Below are 26,778 nucleotides of genomic sequence, written 5' to 3'. Positions count from 1 at the left end.
CTTTACCGGCGCGGATGCGCCTTGTCGTAGGCGGCCAGCAGATGGGCGCTGTCGATTTCCGTATAGATCTGCGTTGAGGCAAGGCTGGCGTGGCCCAGCAGCTCCTGGATGGTTCTGAGGTCGCCGCCGCCGGCCAGCAGATGAGTGGCAAACGAGTGGCGCAGGGCATGCGGGGTTGCGCTGTCGGGCAGTCCGAGTGCGCCGCGCAGGCGCGCCATCGCCAACTGGATCATGCGCGGGTTGAGTGGTCCGCCGCGCGCGCCAAGAAACAGCGGCCCTTCGGGTGAGATCGCATAGGGGCATAGCTTCAGATAATGTTCCACTGCCTGAGAAACCGCAGGCAGGATAGGCACGATCCGTTCCTTGCCGCCCTTGCCGACGACACGAAGCGTCTTTGCGCCGGTCTTCGGGGCCATGGCACCAGTCAGCGACAGCGCTTCTGAAATCCGCAGGCCGCAACCGTAAAGCAGGGTCAGGACGGCGGCATTGCGGGCTTCCAGCCAGGGCTCGCTTTCCATCGCCAGCTCACCGCTGGTCACGTCGATGGCATCCTTGGAGGAGACAGGCTTCGGCAGGGAGCGTGCCTGGCGCGGCGGCCGCACGGCGGCGGAAGCTGCGGCGTTTACTTCTCCGCGCCGCTCCAGAAATCTCAGAAAGGAACGAATCCCGGCAAGGCCGCGGGCAAGAGACCGGCTCTGCACGCCATCCCGGCGGCGGCTTGCCAGAAAGCCCCGAAAATCGGCCGGCCTAAGCGTTGCAATCTCCTTGAGGTCCGGTGCCCCACCCAGATGATTGGTCAGGAACCGCAGGAACTGCCGAAGGTCGCGCTCATAGGCAAGCAGCGTCTTGTCGGAAAGGCGCCGCTCGTCGCAGAGGTGGTCCAGCCATTGGTCGACGCGCCGGTTAAGCTCCGGCTGGGCACAAACGAGAAGCGAATCGGACGTGGAAGATGCGGCGCACATGACATCACCTTGGCGCTTCATCCCCAACGGTTCGGTTAACGCGGTGCCGCTTTTGGGGTGTTTTTGGGCTCGGGCGGGCGTATTTCCGTACGTTGCCCCGACGTTCGCGTTGGCCGCGTTATGGAGACAAGCACCGCACATTCAGAAGATTGCCGATGGGTCGCCGGTTTGCACGGCTGTCGCGCGTTCTTTCCGATCGGCGTTTCACGGCAATCGAATCGTTCCGGAATTTGGAAAGACGGCAGTCTGGCGGCCCGGATATCCGGGCCGCGCCTGTTCTGGCAGGTATGGGGTCAGAGAATGCTCTGGCCGGTCTTCTTCCAGTCGGCCAGGAAGGTTTCCAGGCCCTTGTCGGTCAGCGGATGCTTGACCAGTGCCTTTAGCGTTGCCGGCGGTACGGTTGCAACGTCGGCGCCGATGATGGCGCAATCCTTGACGTGGTTCGGCGTGCGGATCGAAGCGGCCAGAATTTCCGTTTCGAAGCCGTAGTTGTCGTAGATCACGCGGATTTCGCGGATCAGCTCTAGCCCGTCGGCGTGAATATCGTCCAGACGGCCGATGAACGGCGAAATATAGGTTGCCCCCGCCTTCGCGGCGAGCAGGGCCTGGTTAGCCGAGAAGCACAGGGTGACGTTCGTCTTGGTGCCTTCCTCGGTCAGCTGCTTGCAGGCCTTCAGGCCGTCGAAAGTCAGCGGCAGCTTGATGACGACGTTGTTCGCGATCGCGCTCAAAACGTGCGCTTCCTTGATCATCGTGTCGAAATCGGTTGCAGCCACTTCAGCAGAGACGTCGCCTTCGGTGATGGCGCAGATCTCGGCGATGACTTCCTTGAAGTCCCGGCCGGATTTTGCGATCAGCGACGGGTTGGTGGTCACGCCATCGAGGAGACCGGTGGATTCCAGTTCCTTGATTTCAGCCGTGTCGGCCGTATCGACGAAGAATTTCATCTGTCTTTACTCCCTGTAGGGCTACCGGAGCGGCGCCGGAAACCTGGTCCCGCCGTGCGGGACAAAACGATTGCGTGGTCAGCTGAGCTCTCTTTACCTTAGGATGATGACAAGAAGAACCCCTGATTCTCCGGTGGACGAAATTTTTGCGGTACGTACCTCAGGAATTGGGAGGCTTGATCCAGGAGGCCGGACGGGCAATGTCTCGCCTGGGTCCGGACCATGCTCGGCACATGGTTGCGTGCCTTTTCCCGGAGCGATGAGGACCTGACGTCCAGTGCTGTTCGACGATCCAGAATTCCAGGAAACCATTGCCAGCGTGCTGGTGCCGGTCGCGGTTGCGGGGGCCTATACTTACAAGGTGCCTCCCGGAAAATCCGTGGTTCCGGGCACCATCGTGAAGGTGCCGCTTGGCCCGCGAGAAGTGATCGGGGCGGTCTGGGACATCGAACCGGACGCCGCCATCAATCCGAAGAAACTCAAGACCATTTCCCACGTCTACGACACCACGCCGCCGCTTGATGCTGATCTGCGCCGGTTCGTCGACTGGGTGGCGAACTGGACCCTTGGCGCGCCGGGCATGGTGCTTCGTATGGTACTGCGCTCTGAAGAAGCGCTGGAACCGGAAGCCCCCGTTCCCGGTGTCCGCCGTATTGAAGGCGCGGAACCGGAACGCCTGACGCCGGCGCGCGGACGTGTTCTGGCGACCATGGAAGATGGTTTTGCCTGGACGAAGAGCGGCCTTGCTCACGCAGCAGGTGTTTCCGCCTCCGTCATCGACGGACTGCTGCAGCAGGAGGTTCTCGAAACGGTTCTGATGCCGGCGGCGCCCCCGCCGCCGAAACCGCAACTGGACTATGCGCAAAAACCTTTGACCCCGGCACAACAGGTCGCGGTAGACGGGTTGACGGCCTGCTTTGGCAAGGGAAGTACCGTTGCCCTGATCGACGGTGTCACCGGTTCGGGCAAGACCGAAGTCTACTTCGAGGCGATTGCCGAAGCGCTGCGCCGGGGCAAGCAGACCCTGGTGCTGCTGCCGGAAATCGCGCTGACGGAGCAGTTCCTGCGCCGTTTTGAACAACGCTTCGGCGTCTATCCGGCCGAGTGGCACTCGCAGATTACGGTCAAGAACCGGTCCCGGGTCTGGCGCGGCGTTGCCTCCGGCGATGTCCAGGTCGTCATCGGCGCACGCTCCGCTCTGTTCCTGCCGTTCAAGGACCTGGGCCTGATCATCGTGGACGAAGAGCATGACGCGGCCTTCAAGCAGGACGACCGCGTGCCCTACAGTGCGCGCGACATGGCTGTGGTTCGCGGTCATCTCTCCGGCTTTCCGGTCATTCTGGCCTCGGCAACGCCATCGGTGGAAAGCATCGTCAATGCGGAGGTCGGCCGCTACAAGCTGTTCGAGCTGCCCGAGCGGGCCTCCGGTGCTGCCTTGCCGGAACTTACGGCCATCGATATGCGCCAGGACGGACCGGAGCGGGGCCGCTGGTTGGCCCCGGGGTTGGTGCAAGGCATCGCCAGCACCTATGCCGAAGGGGGACAGTCCCTTCTGTTTCTCAACCGGCGAGGCTATGCACCGCTGACGCTGTGTCGTACCTGCGGTCACCGGTTCCAGTGTGCCCATTGCAGCGCCTGGCTGGTGGAGCACCGCTTTCAGAAAAAGCTCGTTTGCCACCACTGCGGCCATCAGGAGCCGGTTCCCAAGGCTTGTCCGTCCTGCCAATCGGTAGACAGTCTCGTTGCCTGCGGTCCCGGCGTGGAAAGAATCGCCGAAGAAGTTTCGGAGCGTTTTCCGCAGGCGCGGGTTCTGGTGCTCTCGTCCGACATTGCCGGTGGTCCGGACCGCCTGAAGCGGGAAATGAAGATTGTCGAGGAAGGCGGGGCCGATATCGTCATCGGCACGCAGCTTGTCGCCAAGGGGCATAACTTCCCGCTGATGAAACTGGTTGGCGTGGTGGATGCGGACCTGGGCCTTGCCCATGGCGACCCGAGGGCCGCGGAAAAAACCTTTCAGCTGCTGGCCCAGGTGACAGGCCGTGCGGGCCGTGTGACCGGAGGCGGCAAGGGGTTCCTGCAGACCTACAATGCGGATCACCCTGTCATCAGGGCGTTGCTTTCCAGCGACAAGAAGGCGTTTTATCAGGCCGAAATCGAGGCGCGACGGGCCGCGGGCCTGCCGCCGTTCGGCCGCCTTGCCGCTGTTATCGTGTCGGGTCCCGACAGAACCTTTGCGGAAGGCTTTTCCCGTGCCCTTGCCCGCGCTGCACCGCCCGATCAGGCCGTCACGCTGCTGGGGCCGGCAGAAGCCGCCCTTGCCATGGTGCGCGGGCGTTATCGTTTCCGCCTCCTGGCAATGGCGCCTCGCCAATACGATCTGCAGGCCTATCTGCGCCATTGGTTGAGCACGGGCCCCAAACCCACGAAAGGCTTGCGTCTGCAGGTCGACATAGACCCGCAGCATTTTCTCTAGGGAGGGCGCAAGGCATTCGGAAAGGGCCGCCTGTCATGGCCTTCTTGCGGAAAGAATCGGTCGCAGCCCAGAGGCAATGGTTGGCGGCTGGAACGAAGCTGAAGGTGGCGATAAATGGGAAGTCTGTGCAGTTGCGGCAAAAATGCTCTCGGCAACCGGCCCGGAAGCCCTTCAGAAAAGGCGTTTCCGGCGGATCGGCGGAAAACCGTCTAAAGGTTTATGACGGTGCGGACACGTTGATCCAAAAGGCTTTTTATCGACCATTGGCAAAAAACACCTAGGAATCGGCAATAACAGTCTTTAGGCGAAGTTGCACACTGGGAAACCCTGTGCTAATTGAGGCGCGGCTTTGGGGGCAGCGGTTTAACCGTCATACCTTCTGACCTTGAAATCATTCATTTTTTCAATGCTTTGCAAGCGCTAGCCGTTTCGCGGGCATGAAAAACGTCAGAGAGCACGGACCTGGTGACTGACAACGTATCTCTCGTATCCGGCGTGGCACAGCGTTATGCGTCCGCCCTTCTCGACCTCGCCGAAGGCGAAGGCGTAACGGCTGACGTGGAGCGGGATCTGACAGCTTTTGAAGGCATGATTGCCGAAAGCGAAGATCTCGTCCGTCTCGTGAAAAGCCCGGTATTCAGTGTGGAGGAGCAGCTTGCAGCGCTTACCGCACTTCTCGACAAGGCAGGCATCAAAGGCCTGGCTGCTAATTTCGTGAAGCTGGCAGCCCGTAACCGGCGCCTCTTCGTTCTTCCCGACATGATCAAGGCATTCCGCTCCCTGCTTGCACAGCAACGGGGTGAGGAAACGGCTGAGGTAACCTCCGCAGCCGCTCTGTCCGACGAGCATGTCACCGCCCTGAAAGAAGCCCTTTCGGCTTCCACGGGCAAATCCGTAAACATCGTGGCAAAGGTTGATCCTGCCCTGATCGGTGGCCTCGTGGTCAAGGTCGGCTCCCGCATGATCGACACATCGCTGCGTACCAAGCTCAATTCACTCAAGTTCGCGATGAAAGAGGTCGGCTGATGGATATTCGGGCCGCGGAAATCTCCGCAATCCTCAAGGACCAGATCAAGAGCTTTGGCCAGGAAGCCGAAGTTTCTGAAGTCGGTCAGGTGCTCTCCGTCGGTGACGGTATCGCCCGTGTTTATGGTCTGGACAAGGTCCAGGCTGGTGAAATGGTCGAATTCCCGGGTGGTATCAAGGGCATGGCCCTGAACCTGGAAACCGACAACGTCGGTGTCGTTATCTTCGGCTCCGACCGTAGCATTAAAGAAGGCGACACCGTTAAGCGGACCGGCGCCATCGTGGAAGTGCCGGTCGGCAAGGGCCTTCTGGGCCGCGTCGTCGACCCGCTCGGCAACCCGATCGACGGCAAGGGCCCAATCGAGGCGACCGAAAAGCGTCGCGTGGACGTCAAGGCACCTGGCATTCTGCCGCGCAAGTCCGTGCATGAGCCGATGGCTACCGGCCTGAAAGCCATTGACGCCCTGATCCCGGTTGGCCGCGGTCAGCGCGAACTGGTTATCGGTGACCGTCAGACCGGTAAAACCGCGATCATTCTCGACACCTTCCTGAACCAGAAGCCGCTGCACGCTACCGACGACGAAGACGCAAAGCTGTACTGCATCTACGTTGCAATCGGCCAGAAGCGCTCCACCGTTGCTCAGTTCGTGAAGACCCTGGAAGACGCCGGCGCGCTGGAATATTCCATCGTTGTCGCTGCGACCGCTTCCGACGCTGCTCCGCTGCAGTACCTGGCACCGTTCGCCGGCTGCGCGATGGGCGAGTTCTTCCGTGACAACTCCATGCACGCCGTGATCGGCTATGACGATCTGACCAAGCAGGCCGTGGCCTACCGTCAGATGTCCCTGCTGCTCCGTCGTCCGCCGGGACGTGAAGCTTTCCCGGGCGACGTTTTCTACCTGCACTCCCGTCTGCTGGAGCGTGCGGCGAAGCTGAACGACGAACATGGCAAGGGCTCTCTGACCGCTCTGCCGGTCATCGAAACCCAGGGCAACGACGTGTCCGCGTTCATTCCGACCAACGTGATCTCGATCACCGACGGTCAGATCTTCCTGGAAACGGACCTGTTCTACCAGGGTATCCGCCCGGCTGTTAACGTCGGTCTGTCGGTGTCCCGCGTGGGCTCTTCCGCTCAGATCAAGGCGATGAAACAGGTTGCCGGCCCGATTAAGGGTGAACTGGCTCAGTACCGCGAAATGGCGGCCTTTGCCCAGTTCGGCTCTGACCTCGACGCCACGACCCAGCGCCTGCTGAACCGCGGTGCACGTCTGACCGAACTTCTGAAGCAGCCGCAGTTCTCGCCGCTGAAGACCGAAGAACAGGTCGCAGTCATTTATGCCGGCGTGAACGGCTATCTGGATGCGATCGCGGTCAACCGCGTGAGAGACTTCGAAGAAGGTCTGCTTCTGTTCCTCCGTGGCGACCACAAGGCTCTGCTTGACGCCATTTGGGAAAAGAAGGCACTCGACGACGAGCTGACCGGCAAGCTGAAAGCTGCCATCGACGCGTTCGCCAAGAACTTCGCTTAAGACCACGCCGGGATAAGGAGCAGGGGCGGCCATGCCGAGCCTGAAGGACTTACGAAACCGCATCGCTTCCGTTAAGGCGACGCAGAAAATCACCAAGGCCATGCAAATGGTGGCCGCGGCGAAGCTGCGTCGTGCTCAGGAAGCTGCGGAGGCCGCGCGCCCCTATGCGGAACGCATGGGTGCGGTGCTGGCCAACCTCGCGGTGGCCTTCGAGGGGCGCGACGACGCTCCGAAGCTCATGTCCGGCACCGGCAACGATCAGGTTCATCTCCTGCTCGTTGCGACTGCCGAACGCGGGCTTTGCGGGGGCTTCAACACCAACATTGCCAAGCTTGCGCGCGAAAAGGCGCGCAGCCTGTTGAAGCAGGGCAAGACGGTCAAGATCATCTGTGTTGGCAAGAAGGGTTACGACGCCCTGAAGCGCGAACTCGGCCAGCATATCATCAAGACCATCGACCTGCGCAGTGTTAAACACGTCGGTTTCAACAACGCGGACGAACTCGGCCGCGAAGTTCTCTCCATGTATGACGATGGTGAGTTCGACGTTTGCACGCTGTTCTATTCGACTTTCAAATCCGTGATCGCACAGGAACCGACCTCTCAGCAGCTGATCCCGGCCCACTTCGAGGCTGGCAGCTCTGACGAAGGCGCAGGCGCCAATGCGGTTTACGAATATGAACCGGAAGAGACAGAGATCCTTGCGGATCTGCTGCCGCGCAACATCTCCGTTCAGATTTTCCGGGCACTTCTGGAAAATGCTGCGTCTGAACAGGGTGCACGTATGTCCGCAATGGACAACGCGACCCGCAACGCCGGCGAAATGATCGACAAACTGACGATCAGCTACAACCGCCAGCGTCAGGCACAGATTACGACGGAACTGATTGAAATTATCTCGGGCGCGGAAGCGCTCTAACGGGATCGAGACGAGGATTAGGGATATGGCTGACAAAAAGGTCGGACGGATCACCCAGGTCATCGGCGCCGTTGTCGACGTCAAGTTCGATGACCACCTGCCGCTGATCCTGAACGCTCTTGAAGCTGACAACCAGGGCACACGTCTTGTGCTCGAAGTTGCTCAGCACCTTGGCGAAAATACGGTACGTACCATCGCGATGGACTCCACCGAGGGTCTGGTGCGCGGTCAGGAAGTGGTCGACACCGATGCACCGATCGTGGTGCCGGTTGGCGACGGCACCCTGGGCCGTATCATGAACGTGATCGGCGAGCCGGTCGATGAAGCCGGTGAGATCCCGCACGAAAGCAAGCGTGCTATCCACCAGGAAGCTCCGGAGTTCATCGAACAGTCCACCGAAGCTGAAATCCTTGTGACGGGCATCAAGGTCGTTGACCTTCTGGCTCCGTACGCAAAGGGTGGTAAGATCGGCCTGTTCGGTGGTGCCGGCGTGGGCAAGACCGTTCTCATCATGGAACTGATCAACAACGTCGCCAAGGCGCACGGCGGTTACTCCGTGTTTGCCGGTGTTGGCGAGCGTACCCGTGAAGGTAATGACCTTTACTGGGAAATGATCGAATCCGGCGTGAACAAGGAAGGCGGCGGAGAAGGCTCCAAGGCTGCTCTGGTTTACGGCCAGATGAACGAGCCCCCGGGAGCCCGTGCACGTGTTGCTCTGACCGGTCTGACCGTTGCAGAACACTTCCGTGACCAGGGCCAGGACGTGCTGTTCTTCGTGGACAACATCTTCCGCTTCACCCAGGCAGGTTCCGAAGTGTCCGCACTTCTCGGCCGTATCCCGTCCGCTGTGGGCTACCAGCCGACGCTGGCCACCGACATGGGCGGCATGCAGGAGCGCATCACGACCACCAACAAGGGCTCGATCACGTCCGTGCAGGCCGTGTACGTTCCGGCCGATGACTTGACCGACCCGGCACCGGCATCGACCTTTGCTCACTTGGACGCTACGACGGTTCTTAACCGCTCGATCGCTGAAAAAGGCATCTACCCGGCTGTGGATCCGTTGGACTCCACGTCCCGCATGCTGGATGCCCGCATCATCGGTGAAGAGCACTACGAAACGGCTCGTGCGGTTCAGGTGACACTGCAGCGCTACAAGGCTCTGCAGGACATCATCGCCATCCTGGGCATGGACGAACTGTCTGAAGAAGACAAGCTCACCGTTGCCCGCGCCCGTAAGATCGAGCGCTTCCTGTCCCAGCCGTTCTTCGTGGCTGAAGTCTTCACCGGTTCTCCGGGCAAGCTGGTTGCTCTCGAAGACACCATCAAGGGCTTCAAGGGTCTGGTCGAAGGCGAATACGACCACCTGCCGGAAGCAGCTTTCTACATGGTCGGCTCCATTGATGAAGCCATCGAGAAAGCACAGCGCCTGGCAGCAGAAGCCGCCTGATCGGCGAATTGACCGGACGCCCGTCTCGGGCGTCCGTCTTCTTCATGTTTGATGGCTTGCCATCAGAGTTAGACTGACAAGGAAGACGCCAAATGGCTGAACTTTTCCAGTTTGAGTTGGTCTCGCCGGAGCGCCAGCTCCTCTCCGAACAGGTTGCCGAGGTTGTTGTACCGGGCTCCGAAGGCGAGTTTGGCGTTCTGAAGAACCATGCCCCGTTCATTTCCACCATTCTGCCGGGCATCCTGAAGGTGCGCAGCGAAGCTGGTGGCTGGGACGAATACTTCGTGCGCGGCGGCTTTGCCGACGTTGCCGCAGGCGGTCTCACCGTTCTGGCCGAACAGGCTGTACCGGTTGGCGAGATCAGCCGCGAGCAGCTCGATGAAGCTATCGCGAATGCGCAGGAAGATGTGGCCGACGCCAAGGACGATGCCTCGCGTCAGAAGGCCGAAATGACACTGGGTCAGCTGAAGGACGTTGTCGAGGCTCTCAAAAAGGCCTGATCCGACATTTCAAGCTCAAGTCAATTGCGCGGTCCGGAAACGGGCCGCGTTTTTGTTTTGGGGAAGGGGGAACGCGGGCCTGACAGGGTTCAATTTCCACCAGCCAGCTGGCACACGAACTGGTTTGCGGGCAAGGACGCGAATGGCTCAGGCCCGGGCGAATTGTACGGAGCCATCCTCTTCGAAAAACTTGAAGCCGTTCCGGCCGTTTCTCTTCACCTCGTAAAGTGCGAGGTCCGCGCGCTTCAAGACCGGGCTTGGATCGAGTTCGGCGCCGGTGATAGGCGAAATGCCCACACTCACCCCGACTGTGATGATGTTGTCGTGAACGACGAACGGTGCGCCGAGCTTGCGGACAATACGGTCGGCAATCTCTGCTGTTCCGGCATTGCCGGAGCCGGTTCCCGTGAGGATGATCCCGAATTCGTCGCCGCCAAGCCGGGCGACAAGATCTGAAGAGCGCACGCATTCGCGCAGTCGCTGTGCAACTGATTTCAGCAACGCGTCGCCGACATCATGGCCGAAGCGGTCGTTGACAGGTTTGAATTTATCCAGGTCAAGCATCATCAGATCACCGGCAATCCCGTTGTAGGCGGCGGCCGTGAGGGCTTCGTCTAGCTTGGCATTGAAAAGCGTGCGGTTGGCCAGGCCGGTGAGAGTGTCGTGATGCGCCGCGAACCTGATCTTCTCCGCAGCCTCCTCGCGCAAGGTGACGTCTTCATGGGTGCCGATCCATCCCCCGTCGGGAAGGGGGGCATGCACAGCGCTGATGATCCTGCCGTCGGGATGCTGGAATTTGGACCGGACGACTTCACCTGCGGAAAGGCGGATCATCAGATCCATCACGTGTTCCTGAACATCTCCGTCGAATTCACCGCGTTCTTTTTCTGCCTGAAGCAGGGCGATCAAGCTGACGCCTTCCTGCACCTCGCTCTCAGGTTTCCTGAAGATTTCAATGTACTGCCGGTTCCACAGCGTCAGCTGGCCACGCACGTCGAAGACACTGACCCCCTGTCGCATGTTGGCGAGAATGGCTTCGAGTTCCTGGGTTCGGTGCCTGGCCAGCCGTTCGTTCGAGGCCAGTTGCTCTTCCATGTTCTTTCGGTCGGTGATGTCATAGAAATTATGGATCACGCCGCCGGAGGGCAGGGGCGTACTGCGGGTTTCGATGTAGGATCCGTTGGCGGCACGTCGCTCAAAAACCTGCGGCTTTTTCAAATCATATTGTTTGTACCGCTCCATGGCGAGCGTCTCTGGATCACCAGGACCGTAGTCACCTCTTTCGGCATTATAGTGGAAGAAGTCGTAGAGGCTCGGCTTGCGGTCAATCAGGTCCTGGGGATAATCCAGAAGGGTTAGGAACTGCTCGTTACTTGAGGCCAGCCGGTACGCTTCGTCATAGTGAACGATCCCTCCTGGAAAGTTGTCGAAGATGCTTTGCAGCGTATCGGCCTGTTGCTTGGCCTCCGTGATATCGGTCAGCGAGACGACGACACCATCAAGATCGAAGTCCTGATCCACGTTGACGGGCCTGGCACTCAGGCGCAGCCATCGCCGTGGTTGCCCATTGGCTGGTATCAAGCGGGCAACGACGTCTCGCACTATCCCGGGGTCACGGGACGCCAACTCCAGGGGGGCGTGACATTCACGCTTGCCCTTGAGGCTGCACCGGAGCCCGAAATCGATGTCGGACACATTCAGGCCGACCAGGTCCGTGCCTGCAAAGCCAAGCAAATCGACAGCAGCGGGATTGGCCGACTGGATATCGCCGGTATGGGTTAGCAGAAGGATGCCTTCGCTGAGCGTTTCGAGTGTCGTCCGATGTACAGCCTCGGAATGACGGAGAACGTGCTCTGCCTGTTTGCGTTCCGAAATATCGAAGAAACTGCTGATAAGTCCCCCACTGGGCAGGGGAATGCCGCGCGCCTCCAGATGGGTCCCATCGGGGCTGACATGTTCGTAGATATGCGGTTTGGGATTGTCGAAATGCCTGAGCCTTTCTTCGAGAAGTTTACCGGGATCTCCCGGACCATAATCTCCTCGTTCGGCCAGGTAGGTCGCCACCTCAACAAGATGCGCCTTGCGATCAATGAACTCCTGCGGCAGTTGCAGAAGCCTCTGAAAGTCCTTGTTGCAAACTGCCAGCCGTCTTTCCGGATCATAGTAGACAAGGCCGCCGGGCAGATTGTCGAAGATGGCCTGAAGGGCGATAACCTGTCGCTTGACGGCGCTAACGTCGGTCAGGGAAAGAACGACGCCATCAAGGCCAAAGGCATTCTGGTCGCCGATCGGCTTTGCATTCAGGCTCAGCCAGGTGGACCGGTCGACGCCGCGCCGGCTCACATTTGCGACCACATTGCGCACCCTCTCCGGATCTTCCGCCACCATTTGCAAAAGTGTGCCGCCGGAAACGTCGGTTTCTTTTTCGCAAAGGATGTCCAGCTCGAGATCCTGCAGCTTCCTGCCTTGCATGTCCGCGCCGCAATAGCCGAGCAGTGCGGCGGCTGCAGGGTTGGACGACTGGATCTTGCCGTCTTTGTTCAGGAGAAGAATGCCCTCGCTCAAGGTTTCCAGAGTGGTCCGGTGAACGGCCTCGGATTGCAAGATAGCCTCTTCGGACCGTTTGCGCTCGGTAATGTCCTGGAACGCGCCAACCAGACGAGTCGTGCGACCGTTTTCAACAATGGGCCTTCCTGCGGTCCGAACCCATCTCTTGCGCCCTTTAGCGGTGATGAAGGGAAGTTCCAGGTCCCAAGGGACACCATCCCGAATGCACTTGACGACGGCATCGGAGATCTGGTGGCGGCAATTCGGTGCATAAAAGGAAAGTGCCATTTCGACGGTTGGCATGAAGTCGCTGCCGACTTCATGAATTTCCCGCGTTTTGTCTGTCCAGGTCAACGTGTCTGTGTCGAGATCGACCTCCCAGCCTCCGACACCGGAAACCGTCGTGATCTCCTCCAGGAGGTCCCTTTTCCGTAGGGCCCGCCGTTGCTGTTCCTCGGCTTCTGCAAGGGCAGCTTGCGTGTCCTTTTGGGCGCTATGGGATTTCATCAGGCCAAGCACGATGGTTCCCATCCGCCGCAATTGACGGAGCTGCTGTTCGCTTGGCTGCCGAGGTCTGGTATCGACAACGCAGAGGACCCCGAGAATATGCGTGCCGTCCAGTGAAAGCGGATAGCCGGCGTAAAAGCGTATGTGAGGTGGACCGTTTACGAGGCGGCTGTTCCGGAAACGGTCGTCTTCCAGAGCATCCGGCACAACCATCACGTCGCGCGAGAGGATCGCCTGATCGCAAAAGGTTCCGCTTCTGGGTGTGTCATCGAGAGTGATGCCGGTCCTGGCCTTGAACCAGAGATCGTCCTTTCCAACGATGGAAATGAAGGCGGACGGCGCCTCAAAGATCGTGGCAAGGGTCTCGACCAGGTCGTCATATTCCGGGAGGCGATCAGAATTTAGAATTGCGAGTGACGCAAGTGAATCCAGTCGGTCCTGTTCGTTATGTCCCTGCACAGGGTTCATGATGCTCTGTGCCTCTCCGACGACCGCGTCAATAGACAGTTTCAAACCCGATAACTCTACGGCACAGAAACAAAACAAAGCATTAATGTTCGAAATAGACTAAAATTGTCTACGTATGAACTATGGTATAAAATGACAGGAGAGTTCATGTCTCTTTCTGAGAAATTTATATATGGTATTTATATCAATAGTTAAGTCGAAATACTTTGTTCTTTTATTCGGAAGTTGCTTTCTATCAGGAGGCTGAAGCTTCCAAGGCGCAGCGGTCGGGAATTCCAGACAACAAAAAACCCGGCCTGATGACCGGGTTTTGAAGGTACGTGGTGTTCCACGAAATGACTGCTATTCGGTGAAAGCAGCTTGTATGCGTTACGCCGCGCGGCGGAAAGACAGGCTCATGCCACCACCGGAACGGTTACGGCGGCGCTCTTCCGGCGGGATGTAGACGATGGCACTGTGTTCGGTGCAATAAGAAACACCGGGCTCAACGCGCGTGGTGCACGGAAAGATGTAGTTACCAGCATCGCCTTCTGCCCATTTGCAGCAGCCCGGACGCGGGAGAGAGAAGTCAGCCATGACGTTTTCCTTCGTTCTTCTTTTAATCAAGTGACAAAAGCGCTCGAGCATCCTCGGGAGGGAGGATCCGAACAGCTTTCGACAGAAATCGGATGTAAGCGGCGCCCGGGACGTCATCCGTAGTCCAACCCTGTTGGGTGCCCTTCAGCAAGCGCAGGCATTACATAAGCGGCGTGTCACAAAATTGCAATAGAATAGCTGGCAATTCCGGCCTGCACTGAGTGCATACCGGGTTAATGTAGTGTTATCGCTTGGCTTTATTGCTTCAGCTTACTTCGAAAGGCCAAAGTTTTAGCCTTCCGTACCAGGTAACTTGCCTCCGGCCTGTTGCAGCGCGTCGGGCGTATCGAGATCCAGTCTTGCCGCCGCGCCAATCTCGACCTCGGCCACGAATCCCGGATTGTCGCCAATGATATGGCGCGCACCGACGTCGCCGCTCAGCGATTTGAGGGCATCGAAGAACCGCCGGTCCCACAGGACAGGATTGCCCCGTTTGCCGTCCGCCGTGGCCGTGACGATCAGACTGTTGTCGTTTTCCTGGTAGGCGTCGATCAGCCTTTTCAGAACATCGCTGCCGATGCGCGGCATGTCTCCGAGCAGGATGATCACCGCATCGGTGTCTGCTGCAAGGGCATTCATGCCGGTGCGGATGGACCCGGCCATGCCATCGGCAAAATCGGGATTATGCACCAGTGTAATGCCCAGATCGTCTACCTGGGCCCCAATCTCCTCCGCCAGATGGCCGGTGACCAAGACGGTCTGTGCCAGACCGGCATCGGTTGCAGCTTCTGCCGCGTGCCGGATCAGCGTCTTTCCGTCCAGCGTCGCCAGAAGCTTGTTCGGCCCACCCATGCGGGACGATTTACCGGCTCCAAGGATTAGCGCGGCGATCTTGGCGGCCTTGCCCTTGCGTTTGCCCTCGCGCGGCTGTGGCCGTGTTCCGATCTCCATCAGCAGGCCTCCAACCCCCATGGCGGTAATATCGTCCGGGCGAACCCCCAGTCCGGCCAGCAAACGATCGAGAACCCAGTCGAAACCGTTTTCCTTCGGACTGCGGGCACAGCCCGGTGCCCCCAGCACGGGAGTGTCACCCAGACTGCCAAGCATCAGCAGATTGCCCGGATCGACCGGCATGCCCAGGTGATGGACGGTGCCTCCGGCAAGGTCCAGACCCGCAGGCAGAACGTCCTGCCGGTCGACGACGGCAGAGGCTCCGAACAGGATCAGAAGATCGGCACCTTCTTCCTTCAGCGCCAGCAGGGCATCGGCGACGGCGTTTTGGGTGTGGGCAACCCGGTGCTCGCTCAGCACGGTCGATCCGCTCGGCAAGAGCCGTTCCTCCAGCACACGGCGGGTCTTGTCCATGGTCGACGGCTTCAGATGCGGTAACTGCGTCGCCACAAGGCCGATCTTGCGTGGACGGAAGCCGGCAACATGGACAGCGCCCTTGAGAGCGCGTTCGGCTGCCTGCAGCTGCGTCTGCGCCACGGCAAACGAGATGATCTTTGCGGTCGCAACCATGCGACCGGCAACAACCCTTGTATAGTTTGGCAGCGTCGCGAAGGTGATGGCCGGGTCGATCCGGTTGGTCTTGGTCACGGCTTCCGCATCTACCACCAGAACACCGTTGGTGGCGGCATAAAGGTTCATGCGACCGGTAAAGGCGGTGTCGGTTTCAAGGCCCGTTCCTGCGGCGGCAGTGGCAAGCCGTTCGGCAGCCGCGTCCTCGCCGGTGTCACCGGCCTCTATTCGGGCGACCATCAGACTGTCGATCCCGGCGGCGGTCATGTCGGCACAGTCCTGTCCGCTCAGGCGGTGGCCTTTTTTCAGCACACGGTTCGGCAGGGCCGTTCTATGCGCGAGAATACAGCCTTCAGCTTCTTCCGGCGGACAGGGGCCGAATTTCATGCGGCAGCTCCCGGGGCCGTTCGCAGCGCCTTGATGATGGCTCCCAGAACGGCGACCGCGATCTCCTCCGGCGACGCTGCACCGATATCGAGGCCGATTGGTGCGTCGATCCTGTCGAACAGCTCGGGTGCAAGACCGGCGTCTGTAAAGCGTTCCAGCCGCTTGCCGTGGGTCTTGCGGCTGCCAAGCGCCCCGACATAGAAACAGCCGGTCTTCAGCGCTTCCATCAAGGGGAAATCATCGATCTTCGGATCGTGCGTGACGGCTGCCACGGCCGTAAAGGCGTCGAGCGGCGTGTCCTTCAACACGTCCTCCGGCCATTCCGCCTTGAGCGTGCTACCGGGAAACCGGTCGTCGGTGGCAAAGGCAGTGCGCGGATCGATTACGGTCACATCAAGCCCGGCAATCTCGGCCATAGGCACAAGCGCCTGACTGATATGGACGGCACCGATCACGACCAGCCGCGGGGCTGGCAGGGAGACGTTCAGAAAGACCTCGCCGTTCTCACCGGTGATCATGCCGGATTTTCCGGAGCGGAACCGCTTTGCAAGTTCCTCCGCCAGGGGATCGGCGGAAAAATCGTCGGATTTGCGGACAAGGCGTTGCCGCCCGTCCGTCATCTCCGTCACCAGGATTGCCGCACGGCGTGCGGCGCGGTCCTTGTTCAGCTCGCTGAGCAGAGAAATATCCATGGTCTATGCGCGGTCCGTTGCCAGTTTCAGTCCAAGCCCCACCAGAAGCGATCCACCGAGCCAGCGTGTGAGACTCTGAAACCTGGAAGCCTTGGTCAGGCGTTTTTTCACCTCGCTGGCGAACAGCACGGTGATGATATCCGCCGAGGTGAAGGCGCAGTTGACGATTGTGCCCAGGATCAGGAACTGCGCCCAGATCGGCAGTCCGGCGTCGGGGGTGACGAACTGCGGCAGAAAGGCGATGAAGAAAACGGCGACCTTGGGATTGAGAATTTCCACCAGGATGCTGTCGACAAAGGCCCGCTTTGCGGATTTTTGAGGCAGGTTGGGGACCGGGGCTGCGGCCACGCGGGTGCGGATCATCTGGACGCCGAGAAAGACCAGATAGACACCGCCAACCAGCTTCAGCGCAAGATAGAGCGTCGGCACGGCGCTAAAGACGGCCGACAAGCCGAAGGCGGCCGCAAAAACGTGGGCGTAGCAACCAAGGTGAATGCCGGCGGCCGCCATGAAGCCGGCGTGCTGTCCGCGGGCGATGGTCTGCGCGGCGGTGTAGAGCAGGGCCGGGCCGGGCATATAGGCAAACAGCGCTGTTGCGGCGATGAAGGCGAGCAGTGTTTCCGTGGTCATCAATTCGGATCCGGGGTCAACTGACAGGCTCGACGTAAACGCGAATGCGTCCGCCACAGGACAGGCCGACACGCCAGGCGGTCTCGTCGGCAACGCCAAACTCCAGCGTTGTCGGTTTGCCGGTCTCAATCACATCGATTGCCTCGGACACCACCGCCCCCTCGACACAGCCTCCGGAGACGGAGCCTTCGAAGTTGCCTTCCGCATCGATGACCAGATGGGAGCCGACCGGACGCGGTGCGGAGCCCCAGGTCTCAACCACCGTCGCCAGCGCAACGGAACGCCCGGAACCGCGCCAATTTTCGGCGGTTTTCAGAACATCTGGAATGGAAATCGTTTCTGTGGCCGTCATGACGTCGCCCCTTGAAGGTAGGTCCTTCAATATAGATCTTTCTGAATTTGATGAAAGGGAGCAACCGCGGGAAAGCAAAGGCCACATCTGCTTTTCGCGGCGAATGGCGAGCATTGGATGTTCTCAGCGTCCAGCCTGATGGCAGGCGGTCTCGCATTCACGCAGGCAGCATCGGTCGGACAAGAAAAAACGGCCCCTCACAGGGAGGGGCCGTCAAGTTTGTGTGGGATATTTTTTTCGGGCTTATTCGGCTGCCATGTGCACGGCGGGCGCTGCATTGAGCACCGCACCATCGACATGGTCTTCAAAGGTTTCGAAGTTTTTGACGAACATTTCCACCAGCTTGGCGGCCTGTACGTCGTAGGCATCCTTGTCTGCCCAGGTTTCGCGCGGGGTCAGGATCTTATCGTCCACGCCTTCGACGGAAACCGGTACATCGAAACCGAAATTCGCATCCGTGCGGAACTGGGCTTCTTTCAGGCTGCCGTTGAGCGCAGCGGTCAGCAATGTGCGGGTCGCCTTGATCGGCATGCGGTGGCCGGTGCCGTATGCGCCGCCGGTCCAACCGGTGTTGACCAGCCAGCAATCAACGTTGTGCTTGGCAATGAGGTCCTTCAGCAGGTTGCCGTACTCGGACGGATGCCGCGGCAGGAACGGGGCACCGAAGCAGGTGGAGAAGGTTGCCTGTGGCTCGGTCACACCTTTTTCCGTGCCGGCCACCTTCGCGGTGTAGCCGGACAGGAAGTGATACATTGCCTGGGCCGGTGTCATACGCGCGATCGGAGGCATGACGCCGAAGGCATCGGCCGTCAGCATGATGATCGTCTTCGGCATCGGCGCGCAGCCGGTGTCGCTGGCATTGGAAATGAAGTGGATCGGGTAGGCGGCGCGGGTGTTTTCCGTCTTTGAACTGTCGTCGAAATCCGGCACCCGGTTTTCGTCCAGTACCACGTTTTCAAGAACGGTGCCGAAGCGCTGGGTGGTGGAGAAGATCTCCGGCTCGGCTTCAGCGGAAAGCTTGATGGTCTTGGCATAGCAACCGCCTTCGAAATTGAAGACGCCGCTTTCGCTCCAGCCGTGCTCGTCGTCGCCGATCAGCGTGCGGGACGGGTCAGCGGAGAGGGTGGTCTTGCCGGTGCCGGACAGGCCGAAGAAAACGGCGGTATCACCGTCGTCGCCGACATTTGCCGAGCAATGCATGGACATGACGCCCTTGGCGGGCAGCAGGTGGTTGAGCATGGTGAAGACGGATTTCTTCATTTCACCCGCATAGGAGGTGCCGCCGATCAGGACGATCTTGCGCGTCAGATCACAGGCGATCACCGTTTCCGAGCGGCAGCCGTGCCGTGCCGGATCCGCCTTGAAGCTCGGCAGATCGATGATGGTCATGTCCGGAGTGAAGCCTTCCAGCTCGGCGCTTTCAGGCCGTAGCAGAAGGTTGCGGATGAAGAGCGAATGCCAGGCATACTCTGTAAAGACGCGCACCGGCAGACTGTGGGTCGCGTCGGCACCGCCGTAAAGATCCTGCGCAAACAGCTCCATGCCTTCTGCGTGGGCCAGGAAATCGGCCAGGAGCACGTCGAAATTGGCTTGCGACATCTGCGCGTTGTTGTCCCACCAGACCGTGTCGCGGGTTTCATCGTCGAGAACAACAAACTTGTCCTTCGGCGAGCGGCCCGTGTGGATGCCTGTTTCCGCGACAATGGCGCCACCGGCAGCCAGCTGCGTCTCGCCGCGCGATAGGGAAAATTCATAAAGAGCAGGCTCATTCTGGTTCCAATAGAGCGCTTTCAGGCCCTTGAAGCCGAAGGTTTCGCAACCGATTGAAGGATTCCTGACGCCTACTTCTTGCATGTTCCCGCAGTCCTCGTGATGGGGGCTAGTTACTGGTCACGGCCAGAGAAAGTTAAGAAAAGCTAAATCTGGCTGTGAGGGCTGCGAACGTAGTGGAATGACCAAACGGCAGCAAGACTACAAAAGGGGCTATGTAATTGTTTAATCGATTGAAAATGACCAATAAATTGCCAATGATTAATTTGGACACCGAACTAAAATCCGAAACTTTCGGAATGTTCGAATTGTTGGTCGAGACGAAAGAAAATGCGTCCAATTCGCGCCTGATGTGCAGACTCGCCTGAACCAGACCGATGATATCGGAGACTTGACGTCCAATTGGTCTCTTGAAATCTTTTGCGCAGATCCCCACCAATGCAGCCGGCAGGGCGGTCTTTGCGTCCTGCAAGCTTACCTGCGGGCGGACTGCCTTAATTTATGCGCATTTAGCAGGCCAAAGGCTGTGTGTTACATTAATGCCGATGCGCGCCATCGGTGCGTTGCCGGAAATGGAAAAATAAAGCATGCCGACAATTGCCCTGGTCGATGACGACCGCAACATTTTGACTTCGGTCTCTATAGCATTGGAAGCGGAAGGCTATCGCGTTCAAACCTACACCGACGGTACATCGGCGCTCGACGGCCTGCAGAGCGACCCGCCGGAACTTGCAATTTTCGATATCAAGATGCCGCGTATGGACGGCATGGAGCTGCTGCGCCGCCTGCGCCAGAACTCCGATCTGCCGGTGATCTTCCTGACGTCCAAGGACGACGAGATCGACGAACTGTTCGGCCTGAAGATGGGCGCCGACGATTTCATACGCAAACCCTTCTCCCAGCGGCTTCTGGTCGAGCGTGTGCGCGCGGTGCTGCGCCGGGCGCAGCCGCGCGATGCATCCGCACCGCGCGACGATGCCGACAAGCTGCTGGAACGGGGCCAGCTGGTGATGGACCAGGAGCGCCATACCTGCACCTGGAACGGCAAACCCGTCACACTGACCGTAACCGAATTCCTGATCCTGTCCGCGCTCGCGCAGCGCCCGGGCGTCGTCAAGAGCCGCAACGCGCTCATGGATGCCGCCTATGACGATCAGGTCTATGTGGACGACCGCACCATCGACAGTCACATCAAACGGCTGCGCAAGAAGTTCAAGGTTGTGGACGACGACTTCGACATGATCGAAACCCTCTACGGCGTCGGCTACCGTTTCCGGGAAGTCTGAAGCGGGCTGCCCAAGTGTCAGTCCCGGTGAAGTCTGGAAACGATCGCTTCTGGCTGTTCAATCTGTTTGGATTGAGCAGCCTTTGATCTAATGTGAGTCCGAATGGCGGTGGAAAGCGAGAGCGCGGAAGAGATTGGTGCCTCTGAACCTCAGAACGGTTCGGAACGTTCCCGTCTGCGCCGTCTCGGCAACAAGCGCATCCGCCGCCGCCTGCTTAACCAGTTGGGCCGTATCTTCGGGACCTATGTGCTGTCGTCGCTGACGCGGCGGATCATTGCCATCAACCTCGTGGGTCTGCTGGCACTGGTGATCGGCATTCTCTATCTCAACCAGTTTCGCGCCGGTCTGATTGACGCCCGGGTGCAAAGCCTTCTGACCCAGGGCGAGATCATTGCCGGGGCCATTGCCGCTTCGGCCACCGTCGACACGGGCACGATCACCGTCGACCCGGAGCGCCTGTTGCAGTTGCAGGCGGGCGAAAGCATCACCCCGACCCAGGAAGATCTCGACAGCCTCGATTTTCCGATCAATCCGGAACGGGTTGGTCCCGTGCTGCGCCGTCTGATCTCGCCGACCAAGACGCGGGCCCGGATCTATGATCCGGAAGGCATCCTTATTCTCGACAGCCGTCACCTTTATACCAGCGCCCAGATCCTGCGTTTCGATCTGCCGCCGCCCACGGCGGAGGAGGAAGGCTTCTGGGATTCTGCCTGGCAATGGGTCAAGCGCTGGCTACGCCAGGGTGACTTGCCGATCTACCAGGACGTCGGCGGCGGTGACGGCCGCGCCTATCCCGAAGTGGAGGCGGCGCTTGCCGGGTCGCCGGCCAGTGTGACGCGGATCTCGCAGCGGGGCGAACTGATCGTCTCCGTTGCCGTGCCGATCCAGCGGTTCCGGGCGGTGCTTGGGTCCCTGCTGTTGTCGACCCAGGGCGGCGACATCGACGCCATCGTGCGAGCCGAACGCATCGCCATCATCCGAGTATTTCTGTTTGCCGCCACCGTGACGATTCTTCTGTCGATCCTTCTGGCCGGGACCATTGCCGGCCCGGTCAGACGCCTTGCGGCCGCGGCGGACCGTGTGCGGCGGGGCTCGACCTCCCGTGAAGAGATACCCGACTTCTCGGATCGCCAGGACGAGATCGGCCATCTGGCCCGCTCGTTCCGGGAAATGACCCATGCCCTCTACAACAAGATCGATGCCATCGAGCAGTTTGCCGCAGACGTCGCACACGAATTGAAGAACCCGCTGACATCGCTGCGCAGCGCGGTGGAAACCTTGCCGCTGGCCAAGTCGAAGAATTCGCAGGACCGGCTGATGGAGGTGATCCAGCACGACGTCCGCCGCCTCGACCGGCTGATCAGCGACATTTCGGACGCGTCCCGTCTCGATGCGGAACTGGCCCGGATCCAGGCTGAACCGATCGACCTTGCCGAACTGCTGCGCAACATGGCGGATGCGGCAAACCAGCGATCGGGGGCGGATGAGGCGAGCGTCAAGCTGGCCGTCGCCGACGCTCAGGGCCCCAAACCCTATCAGATGCAGGGTCACGATATTCGCCTTGGCCAGGTGGTCAGCAATCTTCTCGACAATGCCAGGTCCTTTTCGCCTGCCACGGGCACGGTTCGGGTGGACCTCAGCCGGGACGGCCGGATGATCAAGATCATTGTCGATGATGACGGCCCCGGCATCCGCGCGGAAAACACCGAGCGCATTTTCGAACGCTTCTATACCGACCGGCCGGATGGCGAGGGCTTCGGCAACAATTCCGGCCTCGGCCTGTCGATCACCCGGCAGATCATCGAGGCCCACGGCGGCACCATCGATGCAACAAATCGGTTGGTGCCCGGCAAGGACGGCAAACAGAAGATTGCAGGGGCCCGTTTCACGATCTATCTGCCGGCGGGACGGAGCAAGTGACCCCTCCGGCCGTTCACGCCAATTGCGTGATCGTGGGAACAGCCGGCCTCTTGATCCGGGGCGGTGCGGGAAGCGGCAAGTCCTCCCTTGCAGACTATCTGGTCGAAGCGGCGCGTGCCAAAGGCAATCTCGGGCAACTGGTGGCCGACGACTACACCCATATTGCTGCGGTTGACGGACGTCTTCAGGCGCATGCGCCGCAGGCTATTGAAGGCCGGATGGAAGTGCGGGGCTTCGGTGTCGTTGAAGCGCCTTTTGCGCCGGGCGCGCAAATTCACCTGGCCATCGACCTGACCTCTGCCGAAACCATCGAGCGGATGCCGGAACAGCCTCTGGGGCATGTCGTCCTTGATGGCGTGCAGCTGCCGGTGATTGTGTGCCCGCAAAACGATCCGGCGCATAGTCTGCGCCTGATCCGCTGGGCGTTGCGTACACTTTTCCCCAAAGGACCGGATTATATTTGAGGTGGCAGGGGCGTTTTTTGCTTGCAACTGACGAAGCTGTTGAAGAGAGTGCATCAGACTGATAAACGCCCGGCTCTTCCCGGATCTCTTTTGAGGTCTTGAGCTTAACGCACTCGATAATCAGGCTAACTGACGCATGATCGGACTTGTACTTGTTACGCACGGGCGCCTTGCCGAGGAATTCAAAGCAGCGCTCGAACATGTTGTCGGTCCACAGGAACAGGTTGAAACCATCTCCATTGGTCCGGATGACGACATGGAGCAGCGGCGCCAGGACATTCTGGCCGCTGTGGAAGCTGCCAATTCCGGCAAGGGCGTCGTACTTCTGACGGACATGTTCGGTGGCACGCCTTCCAATCTCGCGATTTCCGTGATGGACAGCAAATCCGTTGAAGTGGTGGCTGGTGTCAACCTGCCGATGCTGATCAAGCTCGCCAGTGTACGCGGCGACCGCGAATTGGCCGATGCCGTCGACGAAGCCCGCCAGGCTGGCCAGAAATACATCTCGGTCGCCAGCCAGGTCTTGTCGGGGCAGAACTAAAAAAATAATGACAGCGCCGACCGTGTTGGAAAAAGACCTGACGATCGTCAACCGGCGTGGCCTCCACGCCAGAGCTTCCGCCAAGCTTGTAAAGCTGGTGGAAACATTCCAAGCCGACGTCCTGGTGTCCAAGGACGGTCAGACCGTTGGCGGGACGTCCATCATGGGTCTGATGATGCTTGCCGCCAGCCCGGGGTGCTATATCACGGTCAGTGTTACCGGCGCTGATGCAGACGAAGCGATGGCGGCGATTGCCGAGCTCGTCGAAAGCGGGTTTGGCGAAGAAGACTGATCATGACGTTTCGCGCGGCAGCCAGGTAGCGCATATTTCCGCTGCGGTCGATCGAGTGAATTCCGGGCATCGGCCACACCTTTCCAAACCGAACGGGGAGCCGATATGGCGAGCCACACTCAGGACCGATTGATTTCCGCTGCGCGCACTGCTCTGACGCACGTCCATGAGGCGTTGGAACTTCAATTCGCTTTTGAACTCTGGGACGGATCCCGGGTGCCGGCCGATGCGCCCGCAGACGGGCTGCGGCTTGCTTTTTCGGAGACGGCCCTGACGCGTCTTCTGCGCCGTCCCGGCCTCAAGACACTGATCGATCTTTATGCCAATGGCGACGTTGATCCGCGTGGAGGCAGTATTTTCGACTTCGCGGAAAAGCGGCCAGCACTCAAGAGCCGGGAGATCCGCAAGCGTCTCAACAAGATGCTGCTGTTGAAATCGGGTTTCTCCCTGTTGCGCGGATCGGGCCGCAAAGCTGATGCCAATCCCGACGGGCTGGATGCGGGCCAGGCGGCAGATCGGAGCTCCGGTAGCCGCAAGGGCGATATCGCGTTCCATTACGACGTTTCCAACGACTTCTATCGGCTCTTTCTCGATCCGGAGATGCTCTATACCTGCGCCTATTTCTCTAACTGGTCGAACGATCTGGCAACAGCGCAGAAGGACAAGCTCGACATGATCTGCCGCAAGCTGCGGCTGCAACCGGGCGACCGCATGCTGGATGTCGGTTGCGGCTGGGGGGCTCTGATCTGCCATGCGGCGGAGCATTACGGCGTTAGCGCGCTCGGGGTTACGCTCGCCGAGGAGCAGCTTAAACTGGCTGAGGAGCGCATCCGTGAGCGCGGCCTCGAGGACAGGGTCTCGGTTCAGCTCATTGATTATCGCGACCTGAAAAGCGGGCAATTCGACAAGATTTCGTCGATCGGCATGTTCGAGCACGTCGGCATCGACAATCACGACGACTATTACCGTCATGTCCGCCGCCTGCTGAAACCGCGCGGGATCTACCTGCATCACGCGATCACGCGGCGGGGCAAGAAGGATCTGAAAAAGTTTCGCCGCAAGAAGGCGGAATACCAGACGCTCGTGCGCTACATCTTTCCCGGAGGTGAGGTCGATCATATCGGCTGGACGCTGACCAATCTGGAAGCCCACGGCTTTGAGGTTCACGATGTGGAAGCCTGGCGCGAGCACTATGCCCGCACGACGCGCCTGTGGGCTGAAAACCTGATGAAGGCAAAGGATGCGGCCGTCGCCGAGGTCGGTGAGCACAAGTATCGCCTTTGGGTGGCCTATCTCGTCGGCGTGTCGCTTGGCTTCGAACGCGGCACCATCGGCATCTTCCAGACGGTCGCGACACGCCGCACCAAGGGGCCTTCGGGCATGCCACCGTCGCGTGCGGATCTCTATCGGTCTTGACCTGGGCAGGTGATATAAAGAATTCTTTATATCTTTATTGCGTGATAACCCTGCTGACGCTATAACCCCATCCAACGATTTCTGGAGCTTTCCGGATTTCGGTTGCCGCTCGCCCCTGGCGCCACTATCGGCACCGGTTCACGAGAAGGCGGCGGCACTCAAGGGGCCTTGCGCCTGAAGCTGGCTCAAAACAGCAGGACATATTCATGACCGACTACATCGTTAAAGACATCGCGCTCGCAGACTGGGGCCGCACCGAAATCGAGATCGCCGAGCACGAAATGCCGGGCCTGATGGCCTGCCGCGCCGAATTCGGTGACTCCAAGCCGCTCAAGGGGGCCCGCATCGCCGGTTCCCTGCACATGACCATTCAGACCGCCGTTCTGATCGAGACCCTGGTCGCGCTGGGTGCGGAAGTTCGCTGGGCTTCCTGCAACATCTATTCCACGCAGGACCAGGCCGCCGCTGCCATCGCAGCCGCCGGCATTCCGGTTTTCGCCACCAAGGGCGAGACCCTGGAAGAATACTGGGATTATGCCGACAAGATCTTCGACTTCCCCGAAGGCGCGAACATGATCCTCGACGATGGCGGCGACGCCACGCTGTATATCCTGCTCGGTGCACGGGTCGAAGCGGGCGAAACCGGTCTGATCGAGAACCCGAAGTCCGATGAGGAAGTGTGCCTGTTTGCGCAGATCAAGAAGCGCATGGCCGCGAACCCGGGCTGGTTCACCAAGCAGAAAGAGCTGATCCAGGGCGTTTCGGAAGAAACCACCACCGGCGTGCTGCGTCTTTATGAGATGCAGAAAAAGGGCGAACTGCCGTTCCCGGCGATCAACGTCAACGACAGCGTCACCAAGTCCAAGTTCGACAACCGTTATGGCTGCCGCGAGTCCCTGGTGGACGGCATCCGCCGCGGTACCGATGTGATGATGTCGGGCAAGGTTGCCGTTGTCTGCGGTTACGGCGACGTCGGCAAGGGCTCCGCCCAGTCTCTGGCCGGTGCCGGTGCCCGCGTGATCGTCACTGAAATCGATCCGATCTGCGCACTGCAGGCATCCATGGACGGTTTCGAGGTCAAGACCATCGAACAGGCGCTTCCGGAAGGCGATATCTACGTTACCGCGACCGGCAACAAGGACATCATCACCTTCGACCACATGCGTGGCATGAAGGACATGGCGATTGTCTGTAACATCGGCCACTTCGACAATGAGATCCAGGTTGCCGCACTGAAGAACACCCAGTGCCGCCCGGTCAAGGATCAGGTCGACATGTATGTGTTCCCGGACGGCAAGCGCATGATCCTGCTCTCGCAGGGCCGCCTCGTGAACCTCGGCAACGCCACCGGCCACCCGAGCTTCGTCATGTCCGCCAGCTTCACCAACCAGGTTCTGGCGCAGATCGAACTCTTCACCAAGGGTGATCAGTACCAGAACGAAGTTTACGTGCTGCCGAAGCATCTGGACGAAAAGGTTGCCCGTCTGCACCTCGAAAAACTGGGTGTCACGTTAACCGAATTGTCCGACGAGCAATCTCAATATCTGGGGATTAATAAGGCTGGTCCGTTCAAGTCGGAGCACTACAAATACTGATTTCGGTCAGG

22 protein-coding genes are annotated in these 26,778 nt (G+C 59.7%); 13 read left to right on the top strand and 9 right to left on the bottom strand.

Annotated features, from left to right (window positions below):
- Positions 1-2: 2 nt before the first annotated feature.
- Entirely contained in the window at positions 3-962 is a 960-nt protein-coding gene (locus AC2A6O_RS22475; RefSeq protein WP_148582201.1) for a tyrosine recombinase XerC, read from the bottom strand.
- 293 nt (positions 963-1,255) lie between these two features.
- Positions 1,256-1,909 carry a fructose-6-phosphate aldolase gene (gene fsa / locus AC2A6O_RS22470; protein ID WP_148582202.1) on the bottom strand — a complete coding sequence of 218 codons (654 nt, stop codon included), beginning with the start codon at positions 1,907-1,909 and terminating at the stop codon, positions 1,256-1,258.
- Positions 1,910-2,186: 277 nt separating this feature from the next.
- Between fsa and AC2A6O_RS22465 the strand changes: the two genes are divergently transcribed.
- From AC2A6O_RS22465 to AC2A6O_RS22440, 6 genes are all read left to right on the top strand, one after another.
- Positions 2,187-4,382, top strand: coding sequence for a primosomal protein N' (locus AC2A6O_RS22465; protein ID WP_498930453.1), 2,196 nt, complete (start codon positions 2,187-2,189; stop codon positions 4,380-4,382).
- A 465-nt stretch (positions 4,383-4,847) separates the two neighbouring features.
- Entirely contained in the window at positions 4,848-5,408 is a 561-nt protein-coding gene (locus AC2A6O_RS22460) for a F0F1 ATP synthase subunit delta (protein ID WP_498930451.1), read from the top strand.
- Positions 5,408-6,937, top strand: coding sequence for a F0F1 ATP synthase subunit alpha (gene atpA, locus AC2A6O_RS22455; protein ID WP_148582205.1), 1,530 nt, complete (start codon positions 5,408-5,410; stop codon positions 6,935-6,937). Before AC2A6O_RS22460 ends, atpA begins: the two co-directional genes overlap by 1 nt.
- Before the next feature lie 31 nt (positions 6,938-6,968).
- Positions 6,969-7,853, top strand: a complete 885-nt coding sequence (locus AC2A6O_RS22450) for a F0F1 ATP synthase subunit gamma (protein WP_498930449.1) — start codon at positions 6,969-6,971, stop codon at positions 7,851-7,853.
- Between the two features lie 25 nt (positions 7,854-7,878).
- On the top strand, positions 7,879-9,303 hold the full coding sequence (gene atpD / locus AC2A6O_RS22445; protein ID WP_498930447.1) for a F0F1 ATP synthase subunit beta: 1,425 nt from the start codon (positions 7,879-7,881) through the stop codon (positions 9,301-9,303).
- 92 nt (positions 9,304-9,395) lie between these two features.
- On the top strand, positions 9,396-9,803 hold the full coding sequence (locus tag AC2A6O_RS22440) for a F0F1 ATP synthase subunit epsilon (protein WP_148582208.1): 408 nt from the start codon (positions 9,396-9,398) through the stop codon (positions 9,801-9,803).
- A gap of 147 nt (positions 9,804-9,950) precedes the next feature.
- Here AC2A6O_RS22440 and AC2A6O_RS22435 read toward each other — a convergent pair whose 3' ends face one another.
- The 7 genes from AC2A6O_RS22435 to AC2A6O_RS22405 all read right to left on the bottom strand — a co-directional run bounded on the left by AC2A6O_RS22435 (position 9,951) and on the right by AC2A6O_RS22405 (position 19,337).
- Positions 9,951-13,370, bottom strand: a complete 3,420-nt coding sequence (locus AC2A6O_RS22435; RefSeq protein WP_498930445.1) for a PAS-domain containing protein — start codon at positions 13,368-13,370, stop codon at positions 9,951-9,953.
- A gap of 324 nt (positions 13,371-13,694) precedes the next feature.
- A complete protein-coding gene (locus AC2A6O_RS22430) occupies positions 13,695-13,901 on the bottom strand; it encodes a hypothetical protein (protein WP_148582210.1) in 207 nt (68 codons plus the stop codon).
- Positions 13,902-14,192: 291 nt separating this feature from the next.
- Positions 14,193-15,809, bottom strand: coding sequence for an NTP transferase domain-containing protein (locus AC2A6O_RS22425; RefSeq protein ID WP_498930442.1), 1,617 nt, complete (start codon positions 15,807-15,809; stop codon positions 14,193-14,195).
- Complete coding sequence (locus AC2A6O_RS22420; RefSeq protein WP_498930440.1) at positions 15,806-16,501, bottom strand: XdhC family protein; 696 nt, start codon at positions 16,499-16,501, stop codon at positions 15,806-15,808. Before AC2A6O_RS22420 ends, AC2A6O_RS22425 begins: the two co-directional genes overlap by 4 nt.
- A 3-nt stretch (positions 16,502-16,504) precedes the next feature.
- Entirely contained in the window at positions 16,505-17,131 is a 627-nt protein-coding gene (locus AC2A6O_RS22415; protein ID WP_498930438.1) for a LysE family translocator, read from the bottom strand.
- A 16-nt stretch (positions 17,132-17,147) separates the two neighbouring features.
- Positions 17,148-17,483: an XdhC family protein gene (locus tag AC2A6O_RS22410; protein ID WP_162529958.1), complete on the bottom strand. Its 336-nt coding sequence runs from the start codon at positions 17,481-17,483 to the stop codon at positions 17,148-17,150.
- A 243-nt stretch (positions 17,484-17,726) separates the two neighbouring features.
- Positions 17,727-19,337, bottom strand: a complete 1,611-nt coding sequence (locus AC2A6O_RS22405; protein ID WP_498930436.1) for a phosphoenolpyruvate carboxykinase — start codon at positions 19,335-19,337, stop codon at positions 17,727-17,729.
- A 503-nt stretch (positions 19,338-19,840) separates the two neighbouring features.
- On the opposite strand from AC2A6O_RS22405, the gene AC2A6O_RS22400 reads away from it, so the two are divergent.
- From AC2A6O_RS22400 to ahcY, 7 genes are all read left to right on the top strand, one after another.
- Positions 19,841-20,539, top strand: a complete 699-nt coding sequence (locus tag AC2A6O_RS22400) for a response regulator transcription factor (RefSeq protein WP_148582215.1) — start codon at positions 19,841-19,843, stop codon at positions 20,537-20,539.
- Between the two features lie 102 nt (positions 20,540-20,641).
- Complete coding sequence (locus AC2A6O_RS22395; RefSeq protein ID WP_148582216.1) at positions 20,642-22,459, top strand: sensor histidine kinase; 1,818 nt, start codon at positions 20,642-20,644, stop codon at positions 22,457-22,459.
- Positions 22,456-22,923, top strand: coding sequence for an HPr kinase/phosphorylase (locus AC2A6O_RS22390; RefSeq protein ID WP_498930434.1), 468 nt, complete (start codon positions 22,456-22,458; stop codon positions 22,921-22,923). The genes AC2A6O_RS22395 and AC2A6O_RS22390 overlap by 4 nt, the downstream gene beginning before the upstream one ends.
- 136 nt (positions 22,924-23,059) lie before the next feature.
- On the top strand, positions 23,060-23,464 hold the full coding sequence (locus AC2A6O_RS22385; RefSeq protein WP_148582218.1) for a PTS sugar transporter subunit IIA: 405 nt from the start codon (positions 23,060-23,062) through the stop codon (positions 23,462-23,464).
- Between the two features lie 7 nt (positions 23,465-23,471).
- Positions 23,472-23,756: an HPr family phosphocarrier protein gene (locus AC2A6O_RS22380; protein ID WP_498930432.1), complete on the top strand. Its 285-nt coding sequence runs from the start codon at positions 23,472-23,474 to the stop codon at positions 23,754-23,756.
- Between the two features lie 105 nt (positions 23,757-23,861).
- A complete protein-coding gene (locus AC2A6O_RS22375) occupies positions 23,862-25,172 on the top strand; it encodes a class I SAM-dependent methyltransferase (RefSeq protein WP_498930430.1) in 1,311 nt (436 codons plus the stop codon).
- A gap of 206 nt (positions 25,173-25,378) precedes the next feature.
- A complete protein-coding gene (gene ahcY / locus AC2A6O_RS22370; protein WP_148582221.1) occupies positions 25,379-26,767 on the top strand; it encodes an adenosylhomocysteinase in 1,389 nt (462 codons plus the stop codon).
- Positions 26,768-26,778 lie beyond the last annotated feature (11 nt).

Source organism: Labrenzia sp. ATLA3 (genome assembly GCF_057180185.1).
Note: the sequence above shows the minus strand (reverse complement) of the source record. Positions and strands in the feature narration are given on the sequence as shown.